Source organism: Pseudoselenomonas ruminis (assembly GCF_008271295.1).
In the GTDB taxonomy this organism is placed as follows: Bacteria; Bacillota; Negativicutes; order Selenomonadales; family Selenomonadaceae; genus Selenomonas_A; species Selenomonas_A ruminis.
Window position 1 is genome coordinate 491,554 of record NZ_VTOY01000001.1, and the last position, 24,131, is coordinate 515,684.

General features: G+C 51.9%; 21 protein-coding genes. All 21 read right to left on the reverse strand.

Translation table 11 applies throughout. The features are described 5' to 3' along the window. The 21 genes from rnpM to hutH all read right to left on the reverse strand — a co-directional run bounded on the left by rnpM (position 1) and on the right by hutH (position 24,031). Complete coding sequence (gene rnpM / locus FZ040_RS02155; protein WP_439653899.1) at positions 1-294, reverse strand: RNase P modulator RnpM; 294 nt, start codon at positions 292-294, stop codon at positions 1-3. After that, entirely contained in the window at positions 291-1,427 is a 1,137-nt protein-coding gene (nusA, locus tag FZ040_RS02160; protein ID WP_033169242.1) for a transcription termination factor NusA, read from the reverse strand. Before nusA ends, rnpM begins: the two co-directional genes overlap by 4 nt. A gap of 41 nt (positions 1,428-1,468) precedes the next feature. Next, positions 1,469-1,924 carry a ribosome maturation factor RimP gene (locus FZ040_RS02165; RefSeq protein ID WP_033169241.1) on the reverse strand — a complete coding sequence of 152 codons (456 nt, stop codon included), beginning with the start codon at positions 1,922-1,924 and terminating at the stop codon, positions 1,469-1,471. A gap of 133 nt (positions 1,925-2,057) precedes the next feature. Further along, positions 2,058-2,435 (reverse strand): hypothetical protein, encoded by a 378-nt coding sequence (locus FZ040_RS02170; RefSeq protein WP_149170486.1) that lies wholly within the window; start codon positions 2,433-2,435, stop codon positions 2,058-2,060. Positions 2,436-2,502: 67 nt separating this feature from the next. Further along, positions 2,503-2,955 carry a hypothetical protein gene (locus tag FZ040_RS02175; RefSeq protein WP_149170487.1) on the reverse strand — a complete coding sequence of 151 codons (453 nt, stop codon included), beginning with the start codon at positions 2,953-2,955 and terminating at the stop codon, positions 2,503-2,505. Positions 2,956-3,176: 221 nt separating this feature from the next. Continuing rightward, positions 3,177-5,483, reverse strand: a complete 2,307-nt coding sequence (gene pcrA, locus FZ040_RS02180; protein ID WP_149170488.1) for a DNA helicase PcrA — start codon at positions 5,481-5,483, stop codon at positions 3,177-3,179. Between the two features lie 86 nt (positions 5,484-5,569). Continuing rightward, positions 5,570-7,216 carry a putative manganese-dependent inorganic diphosphatase gene (locus FZ040_RS02185; protein ID WP_149170489.1) on the reverse strand — a complete coding sequence of 549 codons (1,647 nt, stop codon included), beginning with the start codon at positions 7,214-7,216 and terminating at the stop codon, positions 5,570-5,572. A 163-nt stretch (positions 7,217-7,379) separates the two neighbouring features. Further along, positions 7,380-8,255: an N-carbamoylputrescine amidase gene (gene aguB, locus FZ040_RS02190; protein WP_149170490.1), complete on the reverse strand. Its 876-nt coding sequence runs from the start codon at positions 8,253-8,255 to the stop codon at positions 7,380-7,382. A gap of 18 nt (positions 8,256-8,273) precedes the next feature. Further along, complete coding sequence (gene aguA / locus FZ040_RS02195; protein WP_187620206.1) at positions 8,274-9,383, reverse strand: agmatine deiminase; 1,110 nt, start codon at positions 9,381-9,383, stop codon at positions 8,274-8,276. Position 9,384: 1 nt separating this feature from the next. Further along, positions 9,385-10,560, reverse strand: a complete 1,176-nt coding sequence (nspC, locus tag FZ040_RS02200; RefSeq protein ID WP_222930929.1) for a carboxynorspermidine decarboxylase — start codon at positions 10,558-10,560, stop codon at positions 9,385-9,387. Positions 10,561-10,572: 12 nt separating this feature from the next. Next, on the reverse strand, positions 10,573-11,832 hold the full coding sequence (locus FZ040_RS02205) for a saccharopine dehydrogenase family protein (protein WP_149170492.1): 1,260 nt from the start codon (positions 11,830-11,832) through the stop codon (positions 10,573-10,575). Next, complete coding sequence (gene speE / locus FZ040_RS02210; RefSeq protein WP_149170493.1) at positions 11,829-12,689, reverse strand: polyamine aminopropyltransferase; 861 nt, start codon at positions 12,687-12,689, stop codon at positions 11,829-11,831. The genes FZ040_RS02205 and speE overlap by 4 nt, the downstream gene beginning before the upstream one ends. 40 nt (positions 12,690-12,729) lie before the next feature. After that, complete coding sequence (locus FZ040_RS02215; protein WP_149170494.1) at positions 12,730-14,184, reverse strand: aminotransferase class I/II-fold pyridoxal phosphate-dependent enzyme; 1,455 nt, start codon at positions 14,182-14,184, stop codon at positions 12,730-12,732. Positions 14,185-14,320: 136 nt separating this feature from the next. Next, positions 14,321-15,577 (reverse strand): imidazolonepropionase, encoded by a 1,257-nt coding sequence (gene hutI / locus FZ040_RS02220; RefSeq protein WP_149170495.1) that lies wholly within the window; start codon positions 15,575-15,577, stop codon positions 14,321-14,323. A gap of 5 nt (positions 15,578-15,582) precedes the next feature. After that, the gene (hutU, locus tag FZ040_RS02225; RefSeq protein ID WP_149170496.1) at positions 15,583-17,604 is read right to left on the reverse strand and encodes a urocanate hydratase; all 2,022 of its coding nucleotides are present in this window, start codon (positions 17,602-17,604) and stop codon (positions 15,583-15,585) included. 13 nt (positions 17,605-17,617) lie between these two features. Continuing rightward, positions 17,618-18,943: an amidohydrolase family protein gene (locus FZ040_RS02230; protein WP_149170497.1), complete on the reverse strand. Its 1,326-nt coding sequence runs from the start codon at positions 18,941-18,943 to the stop codon at positions 17,618-17,620. Continuing rightward, positions 18,933-20,204, reverse strand: coding sequence for a hydantoinase/carbamoylase family amidase (locus FZ040_RS02235; protein WP_149170498.1), 1,272 nt, complete (start codon positions 20,202-20,204; stop codon positions 18,933-18,935). Before FZ040_RS02235 ends, FZ040_RS02230 begins: the two co-directional genes overlap by 11 nt. A 24-nt stretch (positions 20,205-20,228) precedes the next feature. Then, positions 20,229-20,993, reverse strand: a complete 765-nt coding sequence (locus tag FZ040_RS02240) for an amino acid ABC transporter ATP-binding protein (RefSeq protein ID WP_304621456.1) — start codon at positions 20,991-20,993, stop codon at positions 20,229-20,231. 11 nt (positions 20,994-21,004) lie between these two features. Continuing rightward, positions 21,005-21,646, reverse strand: coding sequence for an amino acid ABC transporter permease (locus tag FZ040_RS02245; protein WP_149170499.1), 642 nt, complete (start codon positions 21,644-21,646; stop codon positions 21,005-21,007). Between the two features lie 24 nt (positions 21,647-21,670). After that, positions 21,671-22,480: an amino acid ABC transporter substrate-binding protein gene (locus FZ040_RS02250; RefSeq protein WP_149170500.1), complete on the reverse strand. Its 810-nt coding sequence runs from the start codon at positions 22,478-22,480 to the stop codon at positions 21,671-21,673. Positions 22,481-22,504: 24 nt separating this feature from the next. Then, positions 22,505-24,031 carry a histidine ammonia-lyase gene (hutH, locus tag FZ040_RS02255; RefSeq protein WP_149170501.1) on the reverse strand — a complete coding sequence of 509 codons (1,527 nt, stop codon included), beginning with the start codon at positions 24,029-24,031 and terminating at the stop codon, positions 22,505-22,507. Between the last annotated feature and the right edge of the window lie 100 nt (positions 24,032-24,131).

The window sequence follows — 24,131 nt, forward strand, 5'->3', positions numbered from 1 at the left end:
TTATTCCTCTGTCCGAACCGTCGCAAGGTTCTTGAGCTGCTGCTCGAGCTCCTCATAAACGGCAGGATCGATAGCATTCTTGAAGGAACGCTCGAGGCCGTGATTCTTACGAGCGGCCTCAAAGCACTCCTGCTTTGGACAGATATACGCCCCGCGGCCGGCTTTCTTGCCCGTGGTATCCACAGAATACTCGCCTTCCGGACTGCGTACAATACGAATTAGTTCCTTTTTCGGATGACTTTCCTGGCACCCCAGGCACATCCGCTGCGGAATTTTCCTCGTTTTCAAAATCATTCACCCTCTGCCGTGAAAGACTCATCGCTCTCGACCTCGACTTCGTTCATGTTGGCATCAAGCTGTTCATCAGCAGCCTGAGACTCACTCTTGATATCGATTTTCCAGCCGGTAAGTTTGGCGGCCAGGCGTGCATTCTGGCCCTCTTTGCCGATGGCCAGCGAGAGCTGATAATCCGGAACGACAACGCGGGAGACTTTCTCCTCTTCGTTGACGGCAACCGATACAACCTTAGCCGGGCTCAGTGCATTGGCAATGAACTTGGCCGGGTCTTCGCTCCATTTAACAATGTCGATTTTCTCGCTGCCGAGTTCATCGACAATTGCCTGAACGCGCATGCCGCGGTGACCGACGCAGGAACCAACCGGATCGACATCCTCATCCTTGGACCAAACGGCAATCTTCGAGCGGTTGCCCGGTTCGCGGGCAACCGACTTGATTTCTACAATGCCTTCCTGAATCTCCGGAACCTCGAGCTCAAAGAGGCGCTTCAAAAGGCCTGGATGCGTACGGGAAACGACAATCTGCGGGCCCTTGTTGGTCTTTTTGACTTCGACGATATAGGCCTTGATGCGATCGCCATGCTCATAGCTTTCCGTCGGAATCTGCTCAGCCGGCGTGAGTACCGCTTCCGTCTTGCCAAGGTCAATGAAGACATTGCGGTTTTCGATGCGCTGAACAAGGCCCGTCAGGATATCGCTCTCGCGGCTCTGGAATTCTTCGTAAATAATCCCACGCTCTGCCTCACGGATGCGCTGTACAACAACCTGTTTTGCCGTCTGGGCAGCAATGCGGCCGAAGTTAGCCGGCGTTACCTCGATTTCGATAACATCGCCAACTTCGTAATCCGGACGAATCGTGCGAGCCTGAGCCAGCGAAATCTCCGTAATCTCGTCTTCCGTATCCTCGACAACCGTCTTGATTGCGTATACGTGATAATGCCCCGTCTCGCGAGAAAGCGTAACACGGACATTCTGGGCCGAACTGAAGTTGCGCTTGTACGCAGAAATCAATGCTGCCTCGATAGCTTCAAACAGCACCTCTTCATCGATGCCCTTCTCCTTACCGAGCTCACGCAGTGTCTCTAGGAACTCCTGTCCATTATCCTTCGCTTTCGTTGTTTTTCTTGCCAAAATCTTATCCTCCCAATTATAAAAGGCCTTTGGTTACAGCCTTAAAAATCAATATGCAGGCGAATCTGCGCTGCCTTCGAAAGTTCTACCACCGTAGAATCGTCCAGCGTAATGGCTTTGCCATCAAAGCCGGTCAGGACTCCAGTCAATTCCTTTTTGCCATCCATTGGCGCATAAAGGGAGACATCAACCTTCTTGCCCTGCTCGCGCTCATAGTCGCGCGGCTTGCGCAGTACGCGGTCAATTCCCGGTGATGATACCTCCAGGATATAGCTGTCCGGAATCGTGTTTTTCTCGTCCAGCACTGCTTCCAGCTTTTCGCTGAGCTCCTGACAATCCTCGATATCAATGCCACCGTCTTTATCGATGTAGACACGCAGATACCAGTCGGTATGCTCTTTGACGTACTCGACATCAACGAGCTCTACGACATCCTGTCCCGCTAAAAGTTCAGCTGCCATAGCCTCTACTGCCTCTTCGATATTCTTCGCTGCCATACATCCACCTCCCAATAAAATCTGTTTCCATACATACGATTAAAGAGTGGGTTTGCACCCACTCTTTAACATAAGATAACTTAAATTAACTTTTAATAGTATAACACGCGCCAGGCCTTGTGTAAAGGGCTTTTTATGCTTTGCGCGAAAGCTTTTCGCCGCCATCAATGGAAATGTGTGGCTCTACATAGGTGTTATTCTCCCAATAACCGCCTTCCCACTGAATGAACATATCATGCTCGCCGTTTGCTTCAAGAATGACATAATGCCCCGAGCCCGGATTCGTATTCGTGATTCCGTAGGTACGGATGATACGGCAGCTGTTAATGACGCCCGGCTGGATGTTTACGACGAAATGGCCATCTTTGTCATACCATTTCCCCGTGAAGGACTGTTCTGCCGATGCGGCACTGGCCGTAGAAACCATGCCCCAATCCGGTGCCACATCGGACACCGCACCAAAAGAAAGTACCGATACTGCCACTGCTGCCGCTACACAAAAACGTTTCATAATATATACCTCCTAGTGTTGATATATATGTTATTCGCGGGACTTAGGCAATATCCTTCTTTTTTCTTTAGCCCATGGCCACAACATAACGGCTTTGTACGGCATCCATCATCTTTTCATAGCAGGCAAAGAGATTTTCGAGAACCGTCAGGCTCTCATCGTACTCGCGGCGGCCAAACATATTGCGGATTTCCTGCCGGGCGGCAATGTTGTCATCGTCGTAGATGTCCAATAGCAGCCGCATGCTGACGCGATGCCCCGAACTCCGGTCACTGCTCAATTTGTTAAGCAGCAGGCTGTAAAGGACTTTGAGCCGTTCGGTAAAATCGTGAAGACCCTTTGCCGGATAGCGCTTGAAGTGAATCGAAATGATTTGACCAGTCAATAATTTAAGCTCCTCCCACTTGTCATCATCGAACACCCAGTCATCACGCAGCCGCAGGTCTTTCTCAATAAATGCGTACGCACGCATACGCTCGGTCCAAGAGGTCGACAACAGCCATCGATAAAACCTTTCCACAAAACCCCCTCACTTTCTTAGTGCTCTTCTGCAGAATCCTTATCGATTCCAGTTCCACCTGAATTGGTTGCTGTCTTCTAGTTCTCTAGACCTATTATACTGTATTTTTTTAATATTCGCAATATGGTCAGGATGTATACACCGCCCATACATCGGCCAGGTTTTGTAAAAAAAATCACTCTCCGCTGCCGGTGGCTTTAGAGAGTGATTTATCCTTGTATTTATGCTTTGGTTATTGGCGCATATTTCTGCATGAGACCTTTAACGCCCTGCCCTGGGAAGGCAATCTTGAGCTCGACTTCTTCGCCGCTGCCCTTGACCGATACCACGGTGCCGACGCCCCATTTGCCATGGCGCGCCTTATCGCCGACTTTCCACTGGATGCTCGTGTCCGGACGAATGACGCCGCCGCTTGGCTGTACGTTGACGTTCTTCTTCTGCAGAGACGCCATCGCCTCGAGCGCCGACTGCGGTTTGCCACGGAAATGAACGCCATTTCCCATCTGGTTGGCACTGGGCTTGAAGCTCATAAAGCCGCTCTGCTGCTGGGCGCCATAATGGTTGGCATTGGCAAAGCCATAGGCATTGGCCCTGGCTACCAGCCGTTCCACATAATCGTCAGGAATCTCCTGCAAGAACCGCGACGGCGGAAAAGCATTGGACTTGCCATAAATCGTACGCTGACGCGCATTGGTCAGATAGAGCTTGCGCTCGGCACGGGTAATGCCGACATAACAGGTGCGGCGTTCCTCCTCAATCTCATTTTCATCCATAAGCGTGCGCGAATGCGGGAAAAGCCCCTCTTCCATGCCAATCATGAACACAATCGGAAATTCGAGTCCCTTGGCCGAATGAAGCGTCATGAGTGTGACGCGGTCGTCTTCCATGTCCGCATTGTCAATATCAGAAACCAGTGAGAGCTGTGACAGGAACGTCTCGAGATTCGGGTTGTCTTCCGTCTTTTCAAAGTCTTTGGCCACGCCGATGAACTCGCGCAAGTTTTCAATACGCGACTCGTTCTCGGGCTTATTTTCCGACTTGAGTTCCGCCAGATAGCCAGACTCTTCGAGCACCTTATCGATGAGGTCGTCAAGATGCATATTGGCCTGATAGCCCATAAACTGGAAAATAAACGTCGAGAAAAGCTCAAGTGGTTTCTTGACGCGGGCCGTTATCCCCGGAATCGAATCGAGCACCTCCGGATTGGAGATAACATCGAACAGCGACAAACCATTTTCATCGGCATAAGCCGTAAGTTTTGCCAGCGAAGTTGCACCGAGGCCGCGCTTTGGCACATTGATGATGCGCAAGAGGCTCACCGTATCGAGCGGGTTATAAATCACGCGCAGATAGGCAAGAATATCCTTGATTTCCTTGCGGTCGTAGAACTTGAGGCCGCCGACCATCGTATAGGGAATCCCTGAGCGCATGAACATTTCCTCGATGACACGCGACTGGGCATTCGTGCGGTACAAGATGGCCATATCGCCATACGACGCATTGAAGATGGTCTTCTGCTTGGAAATCGTCGTGGCGATAAACTGTGCCTCATCGCGCTCGTCACGGGCCTCGTAGCTCGTAATCTTCTCGCCCGTCGCATTTTCGGTCCAGAGGTTTTTCTTCTTGCGGTTGATATTATGCTCAATGACCGCATTGGCTGCCGCCAAAATATTTTTGGTAGAGCGGTAGTTCTGCTCGAGTTTAATCGTCTGCGCTTCCGGATAATCCTGCTCGAAATCCATGATGTTGCGGATATCGGCACCGCGCCAGCCATAAATCGACTGGTCGGCATCACCGACGACACAGAGATTGTGATGCTGCGCGGCGAGAATTTTCGTCAGCTGGTACTGGGCGCCGTTGGTATCCTGATACTCATCGACGAGAATGTATTTAAAGCGGCGCTGGTATTTCGTGCGGATTTCCTCATTTTCCTCGAGCAGGACAACCGACACCATCAAGAGATCATCAAAGTCGAGCGCGTTGTTGGTGCGAAGTTTCTGCGCATAGAGTTTATAAACTTCCGCGACCTTTTTCTGGTAGAAGTTATCGGCATCGCGCTCCATGGCCTTGGGGCCCATCATCTGGTTTTTCGCATTGGAAATCGCATTTTGGATAGCGCTCGGCGCATATTGCTTCGGGTCGAGATTGAGCTCTTTGAGGCAGTCCTTGATAACTACCTGACTGTCGCTGGAATCATAGATGACAAAGTTTTTCTTGTAAAGGTCTGTCGCCTCAATCTCGCGGCGCAGGAAACGGGCACAAAAGGAATGGAACGTACTGAGCCAAACATCTTTTGCTCCCTCGCCAATCATGCGGTCGACACGCTCACGCATCTCGGTGGCAGCTTTATTGGTAAACGTGATGGCCAAAATGTTCCAGGGCTGTACCCCCTGCGCCAGCAAATTGGCAATCTTGCAGGTAAGTACCTTCGTCTTTCCTGAACCGGCACCGGCCATAATCAAAAGCGGACCGTCCGTATGCTTTACTGCTTCTGTCTGCGCGGGATTCAAACCTTCAAAAATATCCAAAATGTCCTCCTGTATCCTAAACCTACGGAATAATAAGCCTTCCCCATACGGGGAAGGCTTTAATTGCTATCGTATTGTACCCTGCCTTAGTTGGCGATGCGTTTTACTGCCTCGGAAAGTGGCGGGATAATCTGCTTCTTGCGGCTCATGACGCCCGGCAGATAAACATGGGTGCCACTGGCATCCTTCTTGAAGGCCTCGCCGATAAGCGTCTTCGGCGAACCAGCGTACAAGAGATACGTTGCCTCTTCGAGGATATCCGTAACCATGACCAGGCTCATGTCGAAGCCCTCTTTTTCGCAGATATTCGTCATAGCTTCGATCATCTGCGGCTCCAGGTCCATAACTTCTTTCGGGTCCATAACCGAAATCTGGCTGACAATAATGCGGTAGTCACCAATCTGGAATTCCTTGAGGTCGTTCTTAGCAATTTCGACCGGTGTCATATCGCCAATGCCCGAACCGGCTTTGAGCATAGCCATGCCGTACTCGTTAATGTCAACGCCAGCGATTTCAGCCAGGCGCTCCGCCGTCTTCTTGTCGTATTCCGTGCAGGTCGGGGACTTGAACAGAACCGTGTCGGAAAGGATAGCCGAAAGCAAGAGGCCGGCAATCGAAGCTGGGATTTCGACATCGTTCTGCCAATGCATGTTGGCAACAATCGTCGCCGTGCAGCCAACCGGCTCAGCATGCGTGTAAATCGGCTCGCTCGTCTGGATGCCACCGAGGCGGTGATGGTCGATAATCTCGACAATCTTAGCTTCCTCAATGCCTTCAACGGCCTGGCCGCGCTCGTTATGGTCGACGAGAATGACCTGCTCACGCTCCGGCATAACCATGTTGTCACGGGAAATGATGCCGACAAGACGGCCATTTTCGATAACCGGATAGTTGCGGTAATTCGTCTCTTCCATTGCACCCTTGATATCCGAGAGCATGTCGAGCGGCTTGAAGCAAACCGGGTCAGCATGCATGATACGGCGGATTGGTACGCACTGGTTAATCAGGCGGGCAATCGTATAGGTGTCATACGGCGTCGACAGGACGAAGGTGTTCTGTTTCTCAGCCATTTCCAGGACTTCTGCACACACGCGGCCGCTGCCCGTGATAATCATGCAGGAAACGCCCTGTTTTACGATATCAATCATCGTCTCATCATGACGGTCACCGACGAGAACGATGTCTTTCTTATCGATAACTTTCTTGATGGTCTCAATGCTGCCAGCTGCAATGCGGACACTGCCCTCGATGAAAGCGCCTTCATCTCCGGCAACGAGCACTTCACTGTCCGTAGCGGCGATGATATCACGATAGCGCACGCGCATCTCCGAAAGATTCTGCATCGAAAGTTCCTGGAAGTAGCGCTTCGCAAGATCCGAAACCGTGACGATACCAACGAGCAGCCCCTTGCTGTCCGTTACCGGAACCGATTTGAGCTCATGCTCGCGCATGACTTCGCCCAGATGACGCAGCGTATCATGCTGTTTTACCACAATCTTGCAATCCATCGTGATGTCTTTTACGCGCGGGTAAAGATCCGTCAGCAGCAGCGGCTGCTCAACCTTGAAATATTCCAGCGCGTATTTCGTCTCAGCATTTACTTTGCCAGCACGAGCCGGAACAACATTCTGTCCCAGCGCCTGCTTCAAGTGAGCATAGCCAATAGCCGAGCAAATCGAGTCCGTATCCGGATTGCGATGTCCGATTGTGTAAATTGGTTTCGTATTCTTCATGGTTTGGAAAAACCTCCTCAAAATATCTAAGCGTGACCTGCGCCACGATTTTTACAAAGTCTAATAAGTATTATAACGCCTTCCGTCTAAACTCGTCTAGTCATTAGAAATAAAAAATCTGCCATAAGCTGGCAAAACCAGACTGGCAGATTGAAAAAACAGATTATTTGACAAGCTCGCCATAAAGTTCCGGACGGCGGTCGCGGAATATGCCCCAGCTCATGCGGTCTTCCTGGCATTTGTCGAGGTCAAACGATACGGTGAGTATCGTCTCGTCGCTGCGGTTGGCTTCAGCGATGATGGCACCGGTGTCGTCGGTGATAAATGACGAACCGTAAAAGCTAAGCGACGACGACTGGCCGCCGTTTGCTTCGCTCGGTTCCACGGTCTCGACGCCGACACGGTTGGCGGCAATGACCGGCACGAGGTTGCAGCCCGCATGGCCCTGCATGCAGCGTCGCCAATGCGGCATGCTGTCCGCGCCTAGGATTGGCTCGGAGCCGATGGCCGTCGGATAGAGCAAGAGCTCGGCGCCTTGTAATGCCATCGCGCGCGCGGCCTCAGGGAACCACTGGTCCCAGCAGATGCCGACGCCAATCCTGCCATAGCGCGTCGCCCAGACCTTAAAACCGGTATTGCCTGGCGTAAAGTAGAATTTTTCCTGATAGTAATGGTCGTCAGGAATATGCGTCTTGCGATAGACGCCGAGCACCTTGCCGTCCGCATCGAGCATCGCAATGCTGTTAAAGAGCCGCGTGCCATCCTTTTCATAGAAACTGATGGGCAGTACGACCTCAAGGTCACGCGCCACCTGCTGAAAATGCTGCACCGCCGGATTTTCCTCGACCGTTGTCGCAAAATCATAGAACTCATACTGCCGCTGCTGGCAAAAATACGGCCGCTCGAAAAGCTCGGGCAGCAGGATGACATTTGCCCCCTGCTTGGCCGCCTGCCGCACCAGCGCATCGGCCTTTTGGATATTTTCCTGTACATCAGCCGTCATCTGCATCTGCACGGCAGCTACGGTCACATTTCGCATCGAATCACCTCGTAAAAATCATACTGCTGGAATCTGCTGGGTCAGGCAATGGAAATTGCCGCCGCCGACGATAACGGCCCGCGCGGGAAGTCCCACGACCTTGCGCGCAGGGAAACACTCCCCTAAGATACGCAACGCCTCAGCGTCCATCGCATCGCCAAACTGCGGCACGATGACCTTGCCGTTGCAGATATAAAAATTGACATAACTTGCCGCGAGCCGTTCGCCGGGCTCGCGCATGTCTTCGCCATCCACAAAGGCAAAGCTAGCCGCCTCTTCGGCGGTAATGCAGACAGGCTGCGCAGGAATCGGCAGCTTATGCACCACAAACTTACGTCCCTTGGCATCCGTTTCCCGTTCAAGAACGGCAAAATCTTCCTGACTAAGCGCATACTGCGGGTCTTTTTCGTCATCGGTCCAGGCCAGCACCACTTCGCCGGGCCGGATAAACGCAAAGACGTTATCGACATGTTCATTGGTTTCGTCGTTATAAATGCCGCGCGGCAGCCAAATGACTTTGGTGACGCCCAGATAGTCCTTGAGTTTCTGCTCAATTTGCGCTTTACTGAGTTGCGGATTGCGGCCGGCGCTTAACAGGCAGGCCTCCGTCACCACGGCCGTGCCCTCGCCATCGACGTGGATAGAACCACCCTCGAGCACGAAATCACTAGCATCGTAGCATTCATCCCCTAATGCGTCTGCCATCAGCGGCGCCGCCGCATCGTCGCGCGCAAAGTCTGGATAGAGACCATCGACAGCGCCGCCCCAGGCGTTAAACCGCCAATTGACGCCGCACCGGCTGCCCTTGTCATCGACGACATAGGTCGGCCCCATATCGCGGGCCCAGGCATCGTCGGTCGGAATCGCCAGATAATGGATATGTTCCTGCGGCAAATGGGAAAGCATTGCCTCGGCCTGCACGCGGTGTGTCTCGTCAACGAGCAGATAGAGTTCCTCCACCGCCGCGATTTCTTCGATGAGACGCACAAAGACCGGCTGCACCTCACGGCCGCCATTGGTCCAGGAACCTGGCCGCACCGGCCAGATCAAAAACGTTCCCAGATGCGGAGCAAATTCCGCGGGCATGTAAAAGCCATCATCTACTGGCGTAGTATTTTTAATCAACATATCACGACAGCCTTCCCTTGAAATCCTCATAGCCGAACTTCTTCACGAGCGTGCAGGCACCGTCTTTATCCATGCGCCAGATAGCCGGCAGCGCCATGCCGTTAAACGTATTGTTCTTGACCATCGAGTAGATGGCCATATCCTCAAAATAGAGCCGGTCGCCACTGACAATTGATCGGTCAAACGAGTAATCGCCAATGATATCGCCCGCAAGACAAGTGCACGAGGACAGCCGATAGGTATAGGCCTTCTCGCCGGCCTCGCCAGCATCTTTGAGCGGCGGCCGATATGGCATCTCGAGCACATCGGGCATATGGCAGGCCGCTGACGCGTCAAGCAGCAGGATATGTGTCCCGTGATTTTCGACGATATCGAGCACCTCGGTCACAAGATAGCCTGCATTGAGCGCCACGGCTTCGCCCGGTTCCAGATAGACCTCGACGGCATATTCCTGCCGCGCCTTCTTGACAAGGTCAATGAGCAATCCTCGGTCATAATCATCACGCGTGATATGATGACCGCCGCCCATATTGAGCCAGCAAATATTATCGCGCACGAGCCAACTGCCAAACTTTTCGCGCACTGCGTCCAAAGTCACGGCTAGTGCCTGGCTGTCCTGCTCGCAGAGCGTATGGAAGTGCAGGCCGCTGAGCAGGTCAAAAAGCTCGGGCGTTTCTTCTACGGCCTTGGCAAAGGCTTCGGCCGTGACGCCAAGGCGCGAGCCCGGCGCACACGGGTCATAGATCGCATGATCCTGTGTCGAGCATTCGGGATTGATGCGCAGGCCGATGCCATGCTTTACGCCGCGCATTTCCTGAATGCGCTTTACGAGCGGGCCAAAGCGGCGCAGCTGATTAAAGGAATTGAAGATGACATGGTCGCAGATGGCCGCAATCTTTTCGATTTCTTCAGGACGGTAAGCGGGCGAAAACACATGGTTCTCGCCGGCCATCTCCTCATGGCCAAGTCTTGCCTCATAGAGTCCGCTGGCCGTTGCGCCGTCTAGATAGCGTCCAATCAGCGGATACTCGGCAAACATCGAAAAGCATTTCTGGGCCAGAAGAATCTTGCAGCCCGCCTGCTCCTTGACGTCTTTTAATATCTGTAAGTTCTTTTCCAGTGCCCCCTCGTCGACCACATAGGCCGGCGTCGGCACCTCTTTGATTGTTATGGACATGCTTTCTACCTATCAGTCGACGAGTACCGGATTTTCCACGACCTTCCATGGCAGGCCCCATTTGTTGAGGGCATCCATATACGGGTCCGGATCGAACTCATCGGTCGTGAAGACGCCCGGCTTCTTCCACTGCCCGGTCACGACAAGCATCGCGCCAATCATCGCCGGTACGCCCGTCGTATACGAAATGGCCTGCGAGCCGACTTCCTTATAGCACTCCTGATGGTCGCAGACGTTGTAGATGTAGATGGAGCGCTCCTTGCCATCCTTCTTGCCCGTGAAGATGCAGCCGATATTCGTCTTGCCCTTCGTACGCGGGCCGAGCGATGCCGGGTCCGGCAGCAGAGCCTTGAGAAACTGGATTGGCACGATTTCCTGCCCGTTGTAGTTAATTGGCGTCGTCGAGAGCATGCCGACGTTTTCGAGGCAATTCATATGCGTGAGATAACTCTGGCCAAACGTCATGAAGAAACGGATGCGCTTGACTTCAGGCATGTTGCGGCCGAGGGCCTCGATTTCCTCATGATGCAAGAGGTACATATCCTTCTTGCCAACGCCCTCGAAGTCGTATTCCCGCTTGATGCTCATGGCCGGAATCTCCACCCATTTGCCGTTTTCCATATAAGACCCCGGGGCCGAGACCTCGCGCAGGTTGATTTCGGGGTTGAAGTTCGTGGCAAACGCATAGCCGTGGTCGCCGCCGTTGCAGTCGAGGATATCAATCGTATCAATCGTATCGAAGTAATGCTTCTTGGCATAGGCCGCAAAGACCGACGTAACGCCCGGGTCAAAACCCGTGCCTAACAGGGCCGTAAGGCCAGCCTGTTTGAATTTATCCTCATAAGCCCACTGCCACGAATAGTCAAAGTAGGCCGAAAAGCCAAGCTCCTTGCAGCGCTTGTCGTAAATCTTGCGCCATTCCGGATCTTCGGTGTCCTCGGGCTCATAGTTTGCCGTATCGATATAGTCAACGCCAGCAGCCAGGCACGCATCCATGATCGTAAGGTCCTGATACGGAAGTGCGACATTCAAGACAGCATCGGGCTGATATTCCTTGATGAGCTTCGTCAAGGCCTCTACATCATCGGCATCAATCTGCGCCGTCGTGATTTTCGTCTTCGTCTGGCCCTGCAGTTTATCTTTCAGCGCATCGCACTTGGAAACCGTACGGCTGGCAATCAAGAGTTCATCAAATACACCATCATTCTGGCAGACTTTATGGATGGCAACACTTGCCACACCGCCACAGCCGATAATCATCAATTTGCTCATTTTCTCGTCTCCTCCTCGGACAGAATATCTTCAACATACTTGGGCAGCATAAAGGCGCCCTTGTGCAAATGCGTGGTATAATACCAGGTCTTGAGCTCGCGCTTGTTCCAGCGCTTGGCATCAAAATCCCTGAGCGGATGATATTTCTTCGATGCAAAGCCAAACATCCAGATGCCTGCGGGGCAGGTCGGGATGCTCGCCTGGTAGACGCGGCTTACCGGAAAGCTCTGATAGGCCTTGCGGTGCATCGCGCGAAACGCCGCCTCATCCTCATCGTAGAACGGGCTGCCATGCTGATAGACCATGATGCCATCGTCATGAAGCGCGCGATAGCAGTTGCCATAGAACTCGCGCGTAAACAGGCCCTCGGTATGACCGAACGGGTCAGTCGAATCGTTTATAATGAGATCATATTTATCGCGACAGCGGCGCAAGAAACGCAGGCCATCCATATTCGTAATCTTGACGCGTTCATCGTCAAAACCCTTAGCCGTCTCGGGGAAGAACTCCCGCGAGACCTCGATGAACATCTCATCGGGCTCGACGACATCAATCGACTCAATCTCGGGATACTGCGTGAGTACTTTCGCCACACCGCCATCGCCACCACCGATAATCAGAACGCTCTTTACCTCGGGATGAACAGCCATCGGCACGTGCACGACCATTTCGTTATAGATGAATTCGTCAGCCTCCGAGAAGATGATTTCGCCATCGAGCACAATCATGCGGCCAAATTCATTTGACGCAAAGACATCAATCCGCTGATACTCGCTCTGCTTCGAGAACAGCTGCTTATCCACACGCACGGAAGTCTTGACGTTTTCCGTATCCATTTGTGAAAACCATATTTCCATTGCTTCGGTTCCTCCCCTTTTGACAAGTCAATCTGACTTGTCAAGTTTCCGTCAAAATGCGCAGTTCCCGGCACTCCGGGTCCTGCGTTCCCTGCAGGGAACAGCCTTTTTCCCGCGCGTATTCGATATAGGTAAGAATCTCTTCGGTAATGCGCTCGCCCGGCGTCAAGATAGGAATGCCCGGCGGATAGCACATGAGCATCTCGCCCGAGATACGCCCCACCGTATCCTTCAGCGGCAGACGCTCGCCCTTGGCATAGAACGCCTCCTTCGGACTCATGACGAGCTCAGGCGCGATAAACTCGCCGCAGTAAAGCTCGCGCTTGTCCTTGGCAAAACGGCCCGCAATGTCCTCGAGCGCGCCGACCAGCCGCTCGATGTCGCGGATGCGGTCGCCAATCGAGATATAGGCCAGGATGTTGCCGATATCGCCAAACTCAATCTGGATGTCGTACTCATCGCGCAGCATGTCGTAAACCTCAATGCCCGTCATGCCAATGCCCTGGGTGAAAACCGAAAGCTTCGTCACATCAAAATCGTAGACGCTGTCGCCGTCGATAAGCTCGCGGCCATAGGCGTAAAAGCCGCCAATCTCATTGATTTCCGCCCGCGCATACTCGGCCATCGAGCTGACCTTCTCGAACGCCTCAGCGCCGTGCAGCGCTAAGTTGCGGCGTGACAGGTCAAGACTTGAAATCAAAAGATACGAGGCACTCGTCGTCTGCGTGAGGTTGATAATCTGCTGGACATACTCGGCATCGACGCCCTCGCCGCAGAGCAAAATAGAACTCTGCGTCAGGCTGCCGCCCGACTTATGCATCGATACCGCCGCGAGGTCGCCGCCAGCTGCCATGCCCGAAATCGGCAGATTCTTGCCGAAGTAGAGATGCGTGCCATGGGCCTCGTCGACGAGCACCTTCATGCCAGCTGCATGGGCGACGCGCACGATGCCCGCAAGGTCCGAGGCAATGCCATAATACGTCGGATTGTTGACAAAGATGGCCTTGGCATGCGGATGCTCGCGAATCGCCTTTTCAACATCGCTCAGCGCCATGCCCGTTGCAATGCCAATCTGATGATTGACGCGCACGGGCACATAGACCGGAATGCCGCCGCAGAGCACGAGCGCATTGATGACGCTCTTGTGGACGTTGCGCGGCAGCAGGATTTCGTCGCCAGCACGCACGGTTGCAAGCACCATCGCCTGCACGGCCGACGTCGTGCCATTGACCATAAAGAACGCATGCTGCGCACCAAAAGCATCCGCGGTAAGCTCCTCGGCTTCGCGGATGACCGATATCGGATGACTGAGGTTGTCGAGCATCTTCATCGAGTTGACATCGACGCCTACACATTTCTCACCCAAGAAATCGAGCAGCTCCGGATTGCCGCGTCCGCGTTTATGACCGGGCACATCAAAAGGAACCATGCGGCGCTTTCTAAGCTCCAGCATGGCTTCATAAACCGGTGCCGTATGTTGATTGATTCGATCCAATTTAGTCCCCCCGGGCAAAACAATCTGACGATTATTACTTTTTATTCTTCTGTTTAGATTTTATCATCTATGATTGAACCAGTCAATTTTTTGCTTTACACTGAAACACCTTTTCAAAAATCAAAACACTTGCCGCCTATTGCTGCAAATTCCATACGAGCTTGCCGTCCTTTATCACTTGCTGAACCAAATTCATTCCTGTCTGATACGCCAAGAAACGATAGTCCGGCGCCGCAAGCAAGAGAATATCTGCCTTCTTCCCGGCCTCAATGCTGCCAATCTCAGCGGCTCGGTTCAGAGCGGCTGCACCATTCAGGGTCATGGCGGTCAGCGTTTCTGCTGATGTCAATCGCATCTGGATAACTGCCAAGGCGAAAAGCAACGCCGTTGAATAGGTAAAACAACTCCCGGGATTGAAATCGCTGGCTAAAGCCACAGCCACATCATGCGCAATCAGTTCTCTCGCGGGCGCATAAGAGCAGCGCATGCAAAAGGCAGTAGCTGGCAATAAGACTGCTTTCGTATTTCCCGTTGACAACCGCAGGATATCCTCCTTACGTATCGACAGCAAATGATCGGCCGATACCGCACCTAATTCATGGGCTAAACCTGCTCCGCCCATGGAACTCATTTCATCGGCATGAAGTTTTACGGCAAAGCCCAACGCTTTTGCGCGCGTCAAGATTCGCCGGCTTTGCTCAAGCGAAAATACGCCCTGCTCGCAGAATACATCAACAAAATCAGCCAAGCCTTCCTTCTTTATCAGCGGCAGCATCTCCTCAAGCATGAAGTCTACATAGCCATCACTGTCTTCCCGGTATTCTGGCGGAACAGCATGTCCCCCCAGATACGTGCTTACGATATCAAGCGGCAGATCCTTATCGAGCCGCCGCATGACACGCAGCTGCTTCAGCTCATCCTCACGATTAAGGCCATAGCCGCTTTTCCCTTCCACGGTCGTGATGCCATACCGTAACATATCCTGAAGGATTTTCTTCCCTGCATGGAACAACTCTTCTTCCGAGGTTTCGCGGACTGCCTGCATCGTACTGCAAATGCCACCGCCACGAGCTAACAGCTCAAGATACGGCACGCCAGCCAGCCGGTCATCAAATTCTTCGGCCCGGCTCCCGGCAAACAGGAAATGCGTATGGGCATCGACAAAACCAGGGATGGCACATTTCCCGCTGCCGTCAATCCATTGGATAGCGTCTTTTTCCCCAATAGCTGCCATGACCTCCTTATCGGTACCTACCATGCGTATCCGGTCTTGCTCAATCCAAATGGCACCATCGGCAATCAGATGCAGCTGATTCATTTCCTTTCCCTTGCGTTCCGTTTTTCCCTCTGGCGTCGCAATCTGCTGGATATGGCGCAAAACAATCTGTTCCACAGCACTCACCTCACCTTGGAGAAATATTTTTCTACTGCTGCTGCGACAGCAGCACCATCAGCCAGACATGGTTCTGTGATATGGCTTTCGTCCGCATAATCTTCATTATATTTCCGCACCGTTTCCAGCGAATGCTCGTTGCGTGCCCAGCTGCGACGAGCCACACCGCCCATAACATCCCAAAGCATGGCACTGCGAATGATTTCATCCACGCGCGAACTGCCATCCAAGACCAAACCAAAACCACCATTTATGGATTTGCCGATACCAACACCGCCGCCATTATGCAAGGCACAAAGGCTCATGCCACGAGCAGCATTTCCGGCAAAACATTGGACGGCCATATCGGCCATGACATTGCTGCCATCCTTGATATTTGCCGTTTCACGGAACGGCGAATCCGTGCCACTGACATCGTGATGATCACGGCCAATCATGACCGGGCCAATCTTGCCTTCACGGACAAGTTCATTGAATTTCAACGCAATCCGCATACGGCCTTCCGCATCCTGATATAAAATGCGCGCCTGCGTTCCTACCACCAGCTGGTTCTTTTCTGCATCACGGATCCAATTATAATTGTCAAGGTCCTGATAACGCCGCGCCGGATTGATGCAAGCCATCGCCGCCTTGTCGGTAGCAATCAAATCTGCCTGTTTACCGCTGAGGCAGACCCAGCGGAACGGGCCATAGCCATAATCAAACAGCTGCGGCCCCATGATGTCTTCTACATAAGAGGGTAAGATAAAACCATCCTTATCATCGATTCCATTTTTGGACAGTTCTTTTACTCCGGCATCGTACACAGCCTTCAGGAAGGCATTCCCGTAGTCAAAGAAGTACGTACCATCTGCTACACAAGCCTTGATGAGCTCATAGTGATGGCAAAGGCTTTCCTTGACTTTGTCCACAAAGCCTTCGCGGTCATCGGCCAGCATCGCTGTGCGCTGCGCAAAGCTTATCCCCTGTGGGCAATAACCACCATCATAAGCTGCATGGCAAGACGTCTGATCGCTCAATAAATCCACATGGATATGGTGAGCCACCACATACTCGAGCAAGTCAACCACATTGCCATGATAGGCAATGGACACTGCTGTTCCTGCCTGCTGATGCCGCCTTACCGAACCGAAAACAGCATCGAGGTCATCATAACTTTCTTTCACCCACCCTTGTTTCCTGCGCGTTTCGATACGTGATACATCGACCTCGGCAATAACACCGATGCCATTGGCGATTTCAACCGCCTTAGGCTGGGCGCCACTCATCCCGCCAAGACCGGAACTTACAAACAGCTTGCCGCGCAAATCACCATCATGCGGAATCCCTAGATGCAAGCGGCCAGCATTGAGCAAAGTATTATAGGTACCATGAACAATGCCCTGCGGGCCAATATACATCCAGCCGCCGGCTGTCATCTGCCCATAATTGGCCACGCCCATCTCCTCAGCGATTTCCCAATCCTTCTGGTTGTCAAACATACCTACCATCAGAGCATTTGTGATGATAACGCGCGGTGCATTCGGGTGCGACTTGAAAAGCCCCAACGGATGACCAGACTCTATTACGAGCGTCTGTTTAGCAGTCATGACCTGCAGGTATTTTTTGATCAGACGATACTGCAGCCAGTTCTGGCAGACACTTCCTGTTTCGCCATACGTTACCAACTCATACGGATAAAGCGCCACCTCAAAATCCAGGTTATTGTCCATCATGACCTGAAACGCTTTGCCTTCGATACAATTTCCCTGATATGCATCGATTGGTTTGCCGAAGATACGCCCCTGCGGCCGGAACCGATACGCATAAATCCGCCCATAAGTAGTCAATTCTTCGAGGAATTCCGGAATCAATGCTTCGTGCAGGCTTGGATCGACATACCGCAGCGCATTCTTCAAGGCAACCTCCGTCTGCGCCTTGGTCAAATGAAAACCACGCGATGGCGCCCGGCGGATACCAGGCTCAAAACGCGGTTTTTCCGGCAATTCTTTTTCCGGCTCTATCGCATAAATTTTTTCTTCACGCATTTTTTCCAACTCCTCATGCTTCCAAATACTTCATTGTTTTCTGCACTTGCTCTACGATACATTCTTCCGTCTTCTTTTGAAGTTGCCCCCCGCGTACGGTTTCTATGCCATTGACCATAACCCGGTCAATGGCCGTGGGCTGCAGCGAGTAGACAAGATTGGGCAGGAACTGTCCGGCCGAGCTAAGTGGCTGCAACGAAAAATCGGATAACCGTACTCCCACAAAATCGGCTTTTTTACCAACGGCGACTTCACCAATCGGCAAATCGAGGACAGTTGCGCCATTCTCTGTTCCCATCGCCATGGCGTCATGATAATTGACGCAGAGCGCATCCAAAGTCCTCGCTTTTTGCAATAATGCTACCATCCGCATTTCTTCAAAAACACTGATGCGATTATTCCCGCAGGCACCATCACTGCCTAGGGCAATCGTCACTTGCTGTTTCATCAGTGCCGGGATATCGGTAATGCCATCTGCTAAAAACATATTGCTGGAGGGACAATATATGAGCTTGCAGCCGCGTTTCCCCATGAGCTCGATTTCGTCTGGCTCCAGCCAGACACCGTGTATCATGCACATGCGTGCATCGGCTACCCCCAACTGATCCAGATAGCGTAAAGGTGTCGTGCCGTACTCCTTGCGCACCATTTCCACTTCAAACCGTTCCTCTGACACATGGATATGAAATGGCGTGTTATACGCCTTGGCCAAAGTCCAACCAGCTTTTATCATCGCGGGACTTGCCGCATGCAGGCTGTGCGGTGACGGAAGTACCTTAGTCATCTCCCCGTTATACGTTTTCATGAGCTGTTCGGTATTATCGTAAGCTTGCTGCACACTTTCCACATAGCCAGCTGGTGCCCCCTGCCAATCATACATGGTACGTGCCAGCACCAGCCGTATGCCAACATCCTGGGCAGCGCGGATGACTGCTTCATCCCCAGCGATTCCATTGTTGTGTAAATAAAAGAAATCGCATACGGTAGTGACACCGCATTTCATCATCTCAGCAAAGGCGAACAAGGCACCTGTATAAATATCCTCAGGCCGCATCTTGGGCGAATATTTATAGAGGGATTCATCGCGCCATTCCAAGAAAGGACGATCGGCAGCTATCCCGCGCAATAAACTCTGAAAGCTGTGATTATGCGCATTGACGGTTCCTGGAACAAGTGCGAGCTCTTCCCAACGAATCACTTCATGCTGAGGATATTTTCTTTCCATATCTTTGGCCGCCCCGATAGCAACAATTGTTCCCTCTGCAACTACGACCCCTAAATCTGGCTGGAGTTTCCCTTCCCAAAAGCAAAACAATGGCTCAATGATTTTAACTGTCATACGCATCCAATCTCCTATCCAGTATACGAACAGCTTCCAACATGGTATTGGCAGCGATTTCGATTGCATCTGCCGCAGCTTCTTCCTGCGGGCAATGACTGTAACCGTTTATAGTCTGTACAAAGAGCATGCCAGCTTTCGTCACCCTGGCCATATTCGCCGCATCATGACCAGCCATACTCACCAAGGCTTCCGGCTCCTGTCCATTTGCAGATGCAGCATCTTCCAAAGCCTGGATTACCATATCATCCATCTTTTTCTCCGGCTGGTCAAGATTCATCTCCCGCTGTATGTTTACCGCGCGGCGGCTGCTGATGTCGCGGAGCTTCCCCTGCCATAACGCCAATGCTTTTTGGCGCAGTTCTGCATCAGCAGTCCGCATATCAAACGTCATGACCACGTTTCCGGGAATGATGTTTGACGCATTTGGCGTCAGTGTCAGCCTGCCTATCGTAACCGATACACCAGCAAAGGCCGGATCTTTCATGATGGCTTCGGCCGCCAAAACGACTTCTGCTGCTGCCGCTAAGGCATCACGCCTGTCCTTTGGCTGTGTCGTACCAGCATGATTAGCCTCACCGCAAACCGTAATGACTTCCCGATAAATGCCCGTTATGCAGGAAACTGCTGCCACAGCATGCTGCTCATCATAAAGCACACGCCCCTGTTCGATATGACACTCTAAAAATGCGGCCAATGCATCTGTTCCTAAGCGTGCGGCATCGACCTTATCGATATCGCCGCCCAAGCGTTTCAAGGCATCCGGCAAGGACTCACCAGTCTTGCGATGCTTCATTTTCCTGACATCATCTGCGGTAAGCCGTCCCGCGATAACCTTTGACCCTAGCGTCGATACCGAAAAATCATTTGGCTCCTCTCCCGTAAAGGAAAGCAGCCAAAGCGGATGCGCTAGTTCCACCTGCTGTTCCTGCAAGGTCTGCAGGACTTCTGTGCCCAGCAGCACCCCCAAGGCTCCATCATACTTGCCGCCATTTGGAACCGTATCATGATGCGACCCCAGGACAATCGGACGCTTGCCGTCTTTTCCCGCTTGCTTGCCCCATAGATTGGCAATGCCATCTGTTTCAACCGTCAGCCCCAACGACTCTTGCCAGCATTGTGTCAGCCACGCCCGCGCCTCTTCATCGGGCAAACTCCCCAACTGGCGGTCAATGCCGCCTTCATCATTCCGGCCTATGCTGCTGAGCGCGTCAAGACGCGCCAACAAACGCTGCCGGTTTATCTTTATACCTTCTGCCATGCTTTCATCACCTTTTCACGCCTGTCACAGCATATTCCGCAAAAAATCCTGTGTACGCTGCCGCTGTGGGTGGTCAAAGATTTCTTCCGGCGTCCCGGCTTCCACGACATTTCCATCGGCCATGAACAAGACCTTATTTGCAACTTCGCGAGCAAAATTCATCTCATGGGTCACCACCACCATCGTCATATGTTCCTCGGCCAATTCGCGCATCGTATGCAGCACCTCGCCAGTAAGCTCCGGATCGAGTGCCGATGTTGGTTCATCGAAAAGCATGATATCTGGCTGCATCGCCAGCGCTCTGGCAATCGCCACACGTTGCTGCTGCCCGCCGGAAAGCTGGCTCGGATAAGCGTCCTTCTTATCCGACAACCCCACGCGCGCCAACAAGTCTTCTGCCAGTGGCAGGATTTCTTCTTTCGGCTGTTTCTTTACATGAATCGGCGCTTCGAGCAGATTCCCCATGACAGTCATATGCGGGAATAGATTGAATTGCTGGAAAACCATCCCCATACGACCTTGGATTTCTTTTGATTTCTCCTTTGGCGCATATATGACCTCGCCAATATCATTTTCCTGAACAAACATATCGCCTTCAATCTGGATCCAGCCGCCATCGACTTCCTCCAGGCGGTTCAGGCAGCGAAGAAGGGTTGATTTTCCTGAGCCGCTGGGACCGATGATAGCCAGGACATCACCCTGCTCGACTTCGACATCGATACCGGATAAAACGTTTTGTCCATGGAACTGTTTACGGATACCATGCGCATTTATCATCTTCTTTTTCATTACGTCCCCTCCTATTCATATTGGCTGAAATATGCCTCTAAACGCTTGAACATCCAGGTCAGCACAAATGTCATCAATAGATAAAAACCAGCTGCCACGACAAATGGCGTCATATCGAACTCCCGCTGGACAATTGTACGGGCAGCACGCAACAAATCATTCATAGCCAAAATGTAAATCAAAGAAGTATCTTTTACGAGATTGATGGTTTCATTGCTCATTGGCGGCAGTACCCTGCGCACCATCTGTGGAACAATGATGCGCCACATCGTCTGAGAATAGCTCATCCCGAGCATCTTCGCCGCTTCATATTGTCCTTTGCCAATCGATTGGATGCCGGCCCGGAATATCTCCGCAAAATATGCCGTATAGTTGAGCGTAAAGGACAATAGTGCTGCAACCATATCTGGCAATTTGATTCCTGCCAGCGGCAAAGCGAAATAGACAAATAAAAGCTGCAGCATAAGCGGTGTCCCACGCATGACCCAAATATATAGTTCGAGCAGCCACTGCAGCGGACGGCACTTCGCTGTCCTTCCTAACGCTACGAGCAAGCCAATTGGCAATACCATGATAAAGGTAAGCAGGAAAATCTCCAGTGTTACCTCCGATCCTTCCAACATAGGCTGTAAATACTGCAGAATCTTGTCCATATAGCTATGCCCCCTACCAGCGAATCATTTCTTCATGATATCCTTGCCAAACCACTTTTCCGAAATCTTGGCCAGCGTACCATCGGCCTTCATCTCATCCATGACTTTCTGTACCTCGGCACGAAGTTCCGTATCTTCTTTCCGGAACCCAATGCCAAAATCACTGATGGGGCCGACAACGATTTCCTGTGCTGCTAAATTTTCCGGATGTTTGCTCATATAATAACGTCCAGTAATCTCATCGGCGACAATCGCATCAAGACGGCCATTTTCAAGATCCATGAACGCCGAAATATAGTCCGTATATTTCTTGACATCTTTCATGCCCTGTTTGAACGATTGATGTTCATCGATATATTCCTCGGCAGTACCACCGCTCTGAGTGCCTACAACTTTGCCCTGCAGATCTTCAACGGATTTGATGCTGTCTGCCTTATCTTTCCGCACAAAGACAATCTGACGATTTTCCATATATGGTTCCGAGAATGCCATATTCTCCTTGCGCTTTTCGGTAATGTCCAGACCATTCCAAAGCACATCGACACGTTTGCTCTTCAGCTCTGCTTCCTTGCTATCCCAATCAATTGCCTTGAATTCTACTTCGCGTCCCAAACGCTTTGCTGCCTCTTTGGCTACATCGACATCAAATCCTGTTATTTCATTGTTTTCATCCTTAAAGCCCATCGGCGGATAATTGTCATCAAGCCCCACGACAATCTTTCCCGAACCACTGCCTGACGACGAGCCAGACTCTGCTGCCTGATTGCCGCCACAGCCAGCTAAAGCAACCAAACTAAATACGACCATCGTTGCTAGCATAAATAATCTTTTCATTTTCTGTCCCTCCTGAACGAAATATCAAACCTTCAATGAACCTGTTTCTGTTTCAACCATTTTGACGAGCTTACCACTGGCAATGAAATCATGGATTGCTTTGATTTCCGGTGACAAGAACCGGTCTTTTTCCAAATGCGGCAGGATAGCCCGCACCGCTTTATGTGCAGCTCCTGTACCCTTGCCCGGCTGCAATGGTTTCAGGAAATCAATGCCCTGCGCAGCTGCCATGACCTCAATGGCCAGCACATTGAGCACGTTGTCAAGGATTTCCCGCACTTGCCGCGCGGCAATCGTTCCCATGCTGACATGGTCTTCCTGATTGGCTGATGTCGGAATGGAATCCGCACTTGCCGGATGGACCAAGACCTTGTTTTCCGATACCAAGGATGCGGCTACATACTGCGTAATCATCAACCCTGAATCCACGCCTGGAAAAGCAGTAAGGAATGCTGGCAAATCACTAAGATGCATATCCAGCAGACGATTGGTTCTGCGTTCAGAGATGTTTCCCAGTTCAGCAATCGCCAGTTTCAAATAATCCATAACCAAGGCAATCGGCTGCCCATGAAAATTGCCCCCGGAAATGGCCTCGCCGGTATCGGGCATAATCAGCGGATTATCCGTAACCGCATTGATCTCGATATGCAACGTCCGCGTGGCCTGTGCCAGTGCCTCTTTCGATGCTCCATGAACCTGTGGTACGCAACGAAGGGAATAGGCATCCTGGACTTTATGGCAATGCTTATGCGAGGCAATGATGGCACTGTCCTCCGTCAGTTTCAATATATTTTCTGTCGTCGCCAACTGGCCAGGATATGGCCGCACCAGACTGATTCTCCGATCAAAGGCAGCACGGGTTCCCTTCAGTCCTTCCAGACTCAACGCTGCGGCTATATCAGCGGCCTTCATGAGATTCACGGCTTCTTTCCAGGCAATACAGCCAACAGCCGTCATGATCTGCGTGCCGTTGATCAGCGCCAGGCCTTCCTTGCCGCTCAATACGACCGGTGACAGGCCCTTGGCTTCCAATGCCTCCCGCCCTGACATCCGCTTGCCGTCAACATAGGCCTCGCCTTCGCCGAGCATCACCAGGACCATATGCGAAAGCGGTGCTAAATCGCCGCTGGCACCGACAGACCCCTTGCAGGGAATAACTGGTGTGATTTTCTGATTCAAAAGCTCCAGCAATAGGTTTACTGTATCTAACCGGATTCCTGAATACCCTTTCGCCAAGGAATTTGCCCGCAATACCATGGCAGCCCGGACGACTTCCTGGTCTAAGGGGGTTCCCACGCCTGTTGCGTGACTCAAGATCAGATTCCGCTGCAGCTTCGAGCGTTCTTCCTTTTTGATGAACACCTTGCTAAAATCGCCGAATCCTGTCGAAACACCATAAACAGGCTTTTCCTCCTCCAGGATGCCATCGACAATCTTGCGGCTTGCAACGATCTGTTCTTTCCCCTCAGGACTCAGCTCTACCGCCTCGCCTTCACAGGCAACGCGTATGACTTCTTCTAACGTTAAAGAATTCCCATCTAAATAAACCATATTTCCTCTCTTTCTCACCGCAACCGGCTGCCATTGATGAAACATTTTATATTTCCTTTAGTTGATGAAACCATTTATCTTAGGCTAAATAAAAAAGCGT

What these genes read in the sequence shown, in the direction of transcription:
- rnpM (WP_439653899.1), bottom strand. Translation starts at nt 294, where the DNA reads ATGATTTTGAAAACGAGGAAAATTCCGCAGCGGATGTGCCTGGGGTGC.
- FZ040_RS02165 (WP_033169241.1), bottom strand. Translation starts at nt 1,924, where the DNA reads ATGGCAGCGAAGAATATCGAAGAGGCAGTAGAGGCTATGGCAGCTGAA.
- FZ040_RS02170 (WP_149170486.1), bottom strand. Translation starts at nt 2,435, where the DNA reads ATGAAACGTTTTTGTGTAGCGGCAGCAGTGGCAGTATCGGTACTTTCT.
- FZ040_RS02185 (WP_149170489.1), bottom strand. Translation starts at nt 7,216, where the DNA reads ATGAAGAATACGAAACCAATTTACACAATCGGACATCGCAATCCGGAT.
- aguB (WP_149170490.1), bottom strand. Translation starts at nt 8,255, where the DNA reads ATGCGAAATGTGACCGTAGCTGCCGTGCAGATGCAGATGACGGCTGAT.
- aguA (WP_187620206.1), bottom strand. Translation starts at nt 9,383, where the DNA reads ATGTTGATTAAAAATACTACGCCAGTAGATGATGGCTTTTACATGCCC.
- nspC (WP_222930929.1), bottom strand. Translation starts at nt 10,560, where the DNA reads ATGTCCATAACAATCAAAGAGGTGCCGACGCCGGCCTATGTGGTCGAC.
- FZ040_RS02205 (WP_149170492.1), bottom strand. Translation starts at nt 11,832, where the DNA reads ATGAGCAAATTGATGATTATCGGCTGTGGCGGTGTGGCAAGTGTTGCC.
- speE (WP_149170493.1), bottom strand. Translation starts at nt 12,689, where the DNA reads ATGGAAATATGGTTTTCACAAATGGATACGGAAAACGTCAAGACTTCC.
- hutU (WP_149170496.1), bottom strand. Translation starts at nt 17,604, where the DNA reads ATGCGTGAAGAAAAAATTTATGCGATAGAGCCGGAAAAAGAATTGCCG.
- FZ040_RS02230 (WP_149170497.1), bottom strand. Translation starts at nt 18,943, where the DNA reads ATGACAGTTAAAATCATTGAGCCATTGTTTTGCTTTTGGGAAGGGAAA.
- FZ040_RS02235 (WP_149170498.1), bottom strand. Translation starts at nt 20,204, where the DNA reads ATGGCAGAAGGTATAAAGATAAACCGGCAGCGTTTGTTGGCGCGTCTT.
- FZ040_RS02240 (WP_304621456.1), bottom strand. Translation starts at nt 20,993, where the DNA reads ATGAAAAAGAAGATGATAAATGCGCATGGTATCCGTAAACAGTTCCAT.
- FZ040_RS02245 (WP_149170499.1), bottom strand. Translation starts at nt 21,646, where the DNA reads ATGGACAAGATTCTGCAGTATTTACAGCCTATGTTGGAAGGATCGGAG.
- FZ040_RS02250 (WP_149170500.1), bottom strand. Translation starts at nt 22,480, where the DNA reads ATGAAAAGATTATTTATGCTAGCAACGATGGTCGTATTTAGTTTGGTT.
- hutH (WP_149170501.1), bottom strand. Translation starts at nt 24,031, where the DNA reads ATGGTTTATTTAGATGGGAATTCTTTAACGTTAGAAGAAGTCATACGC.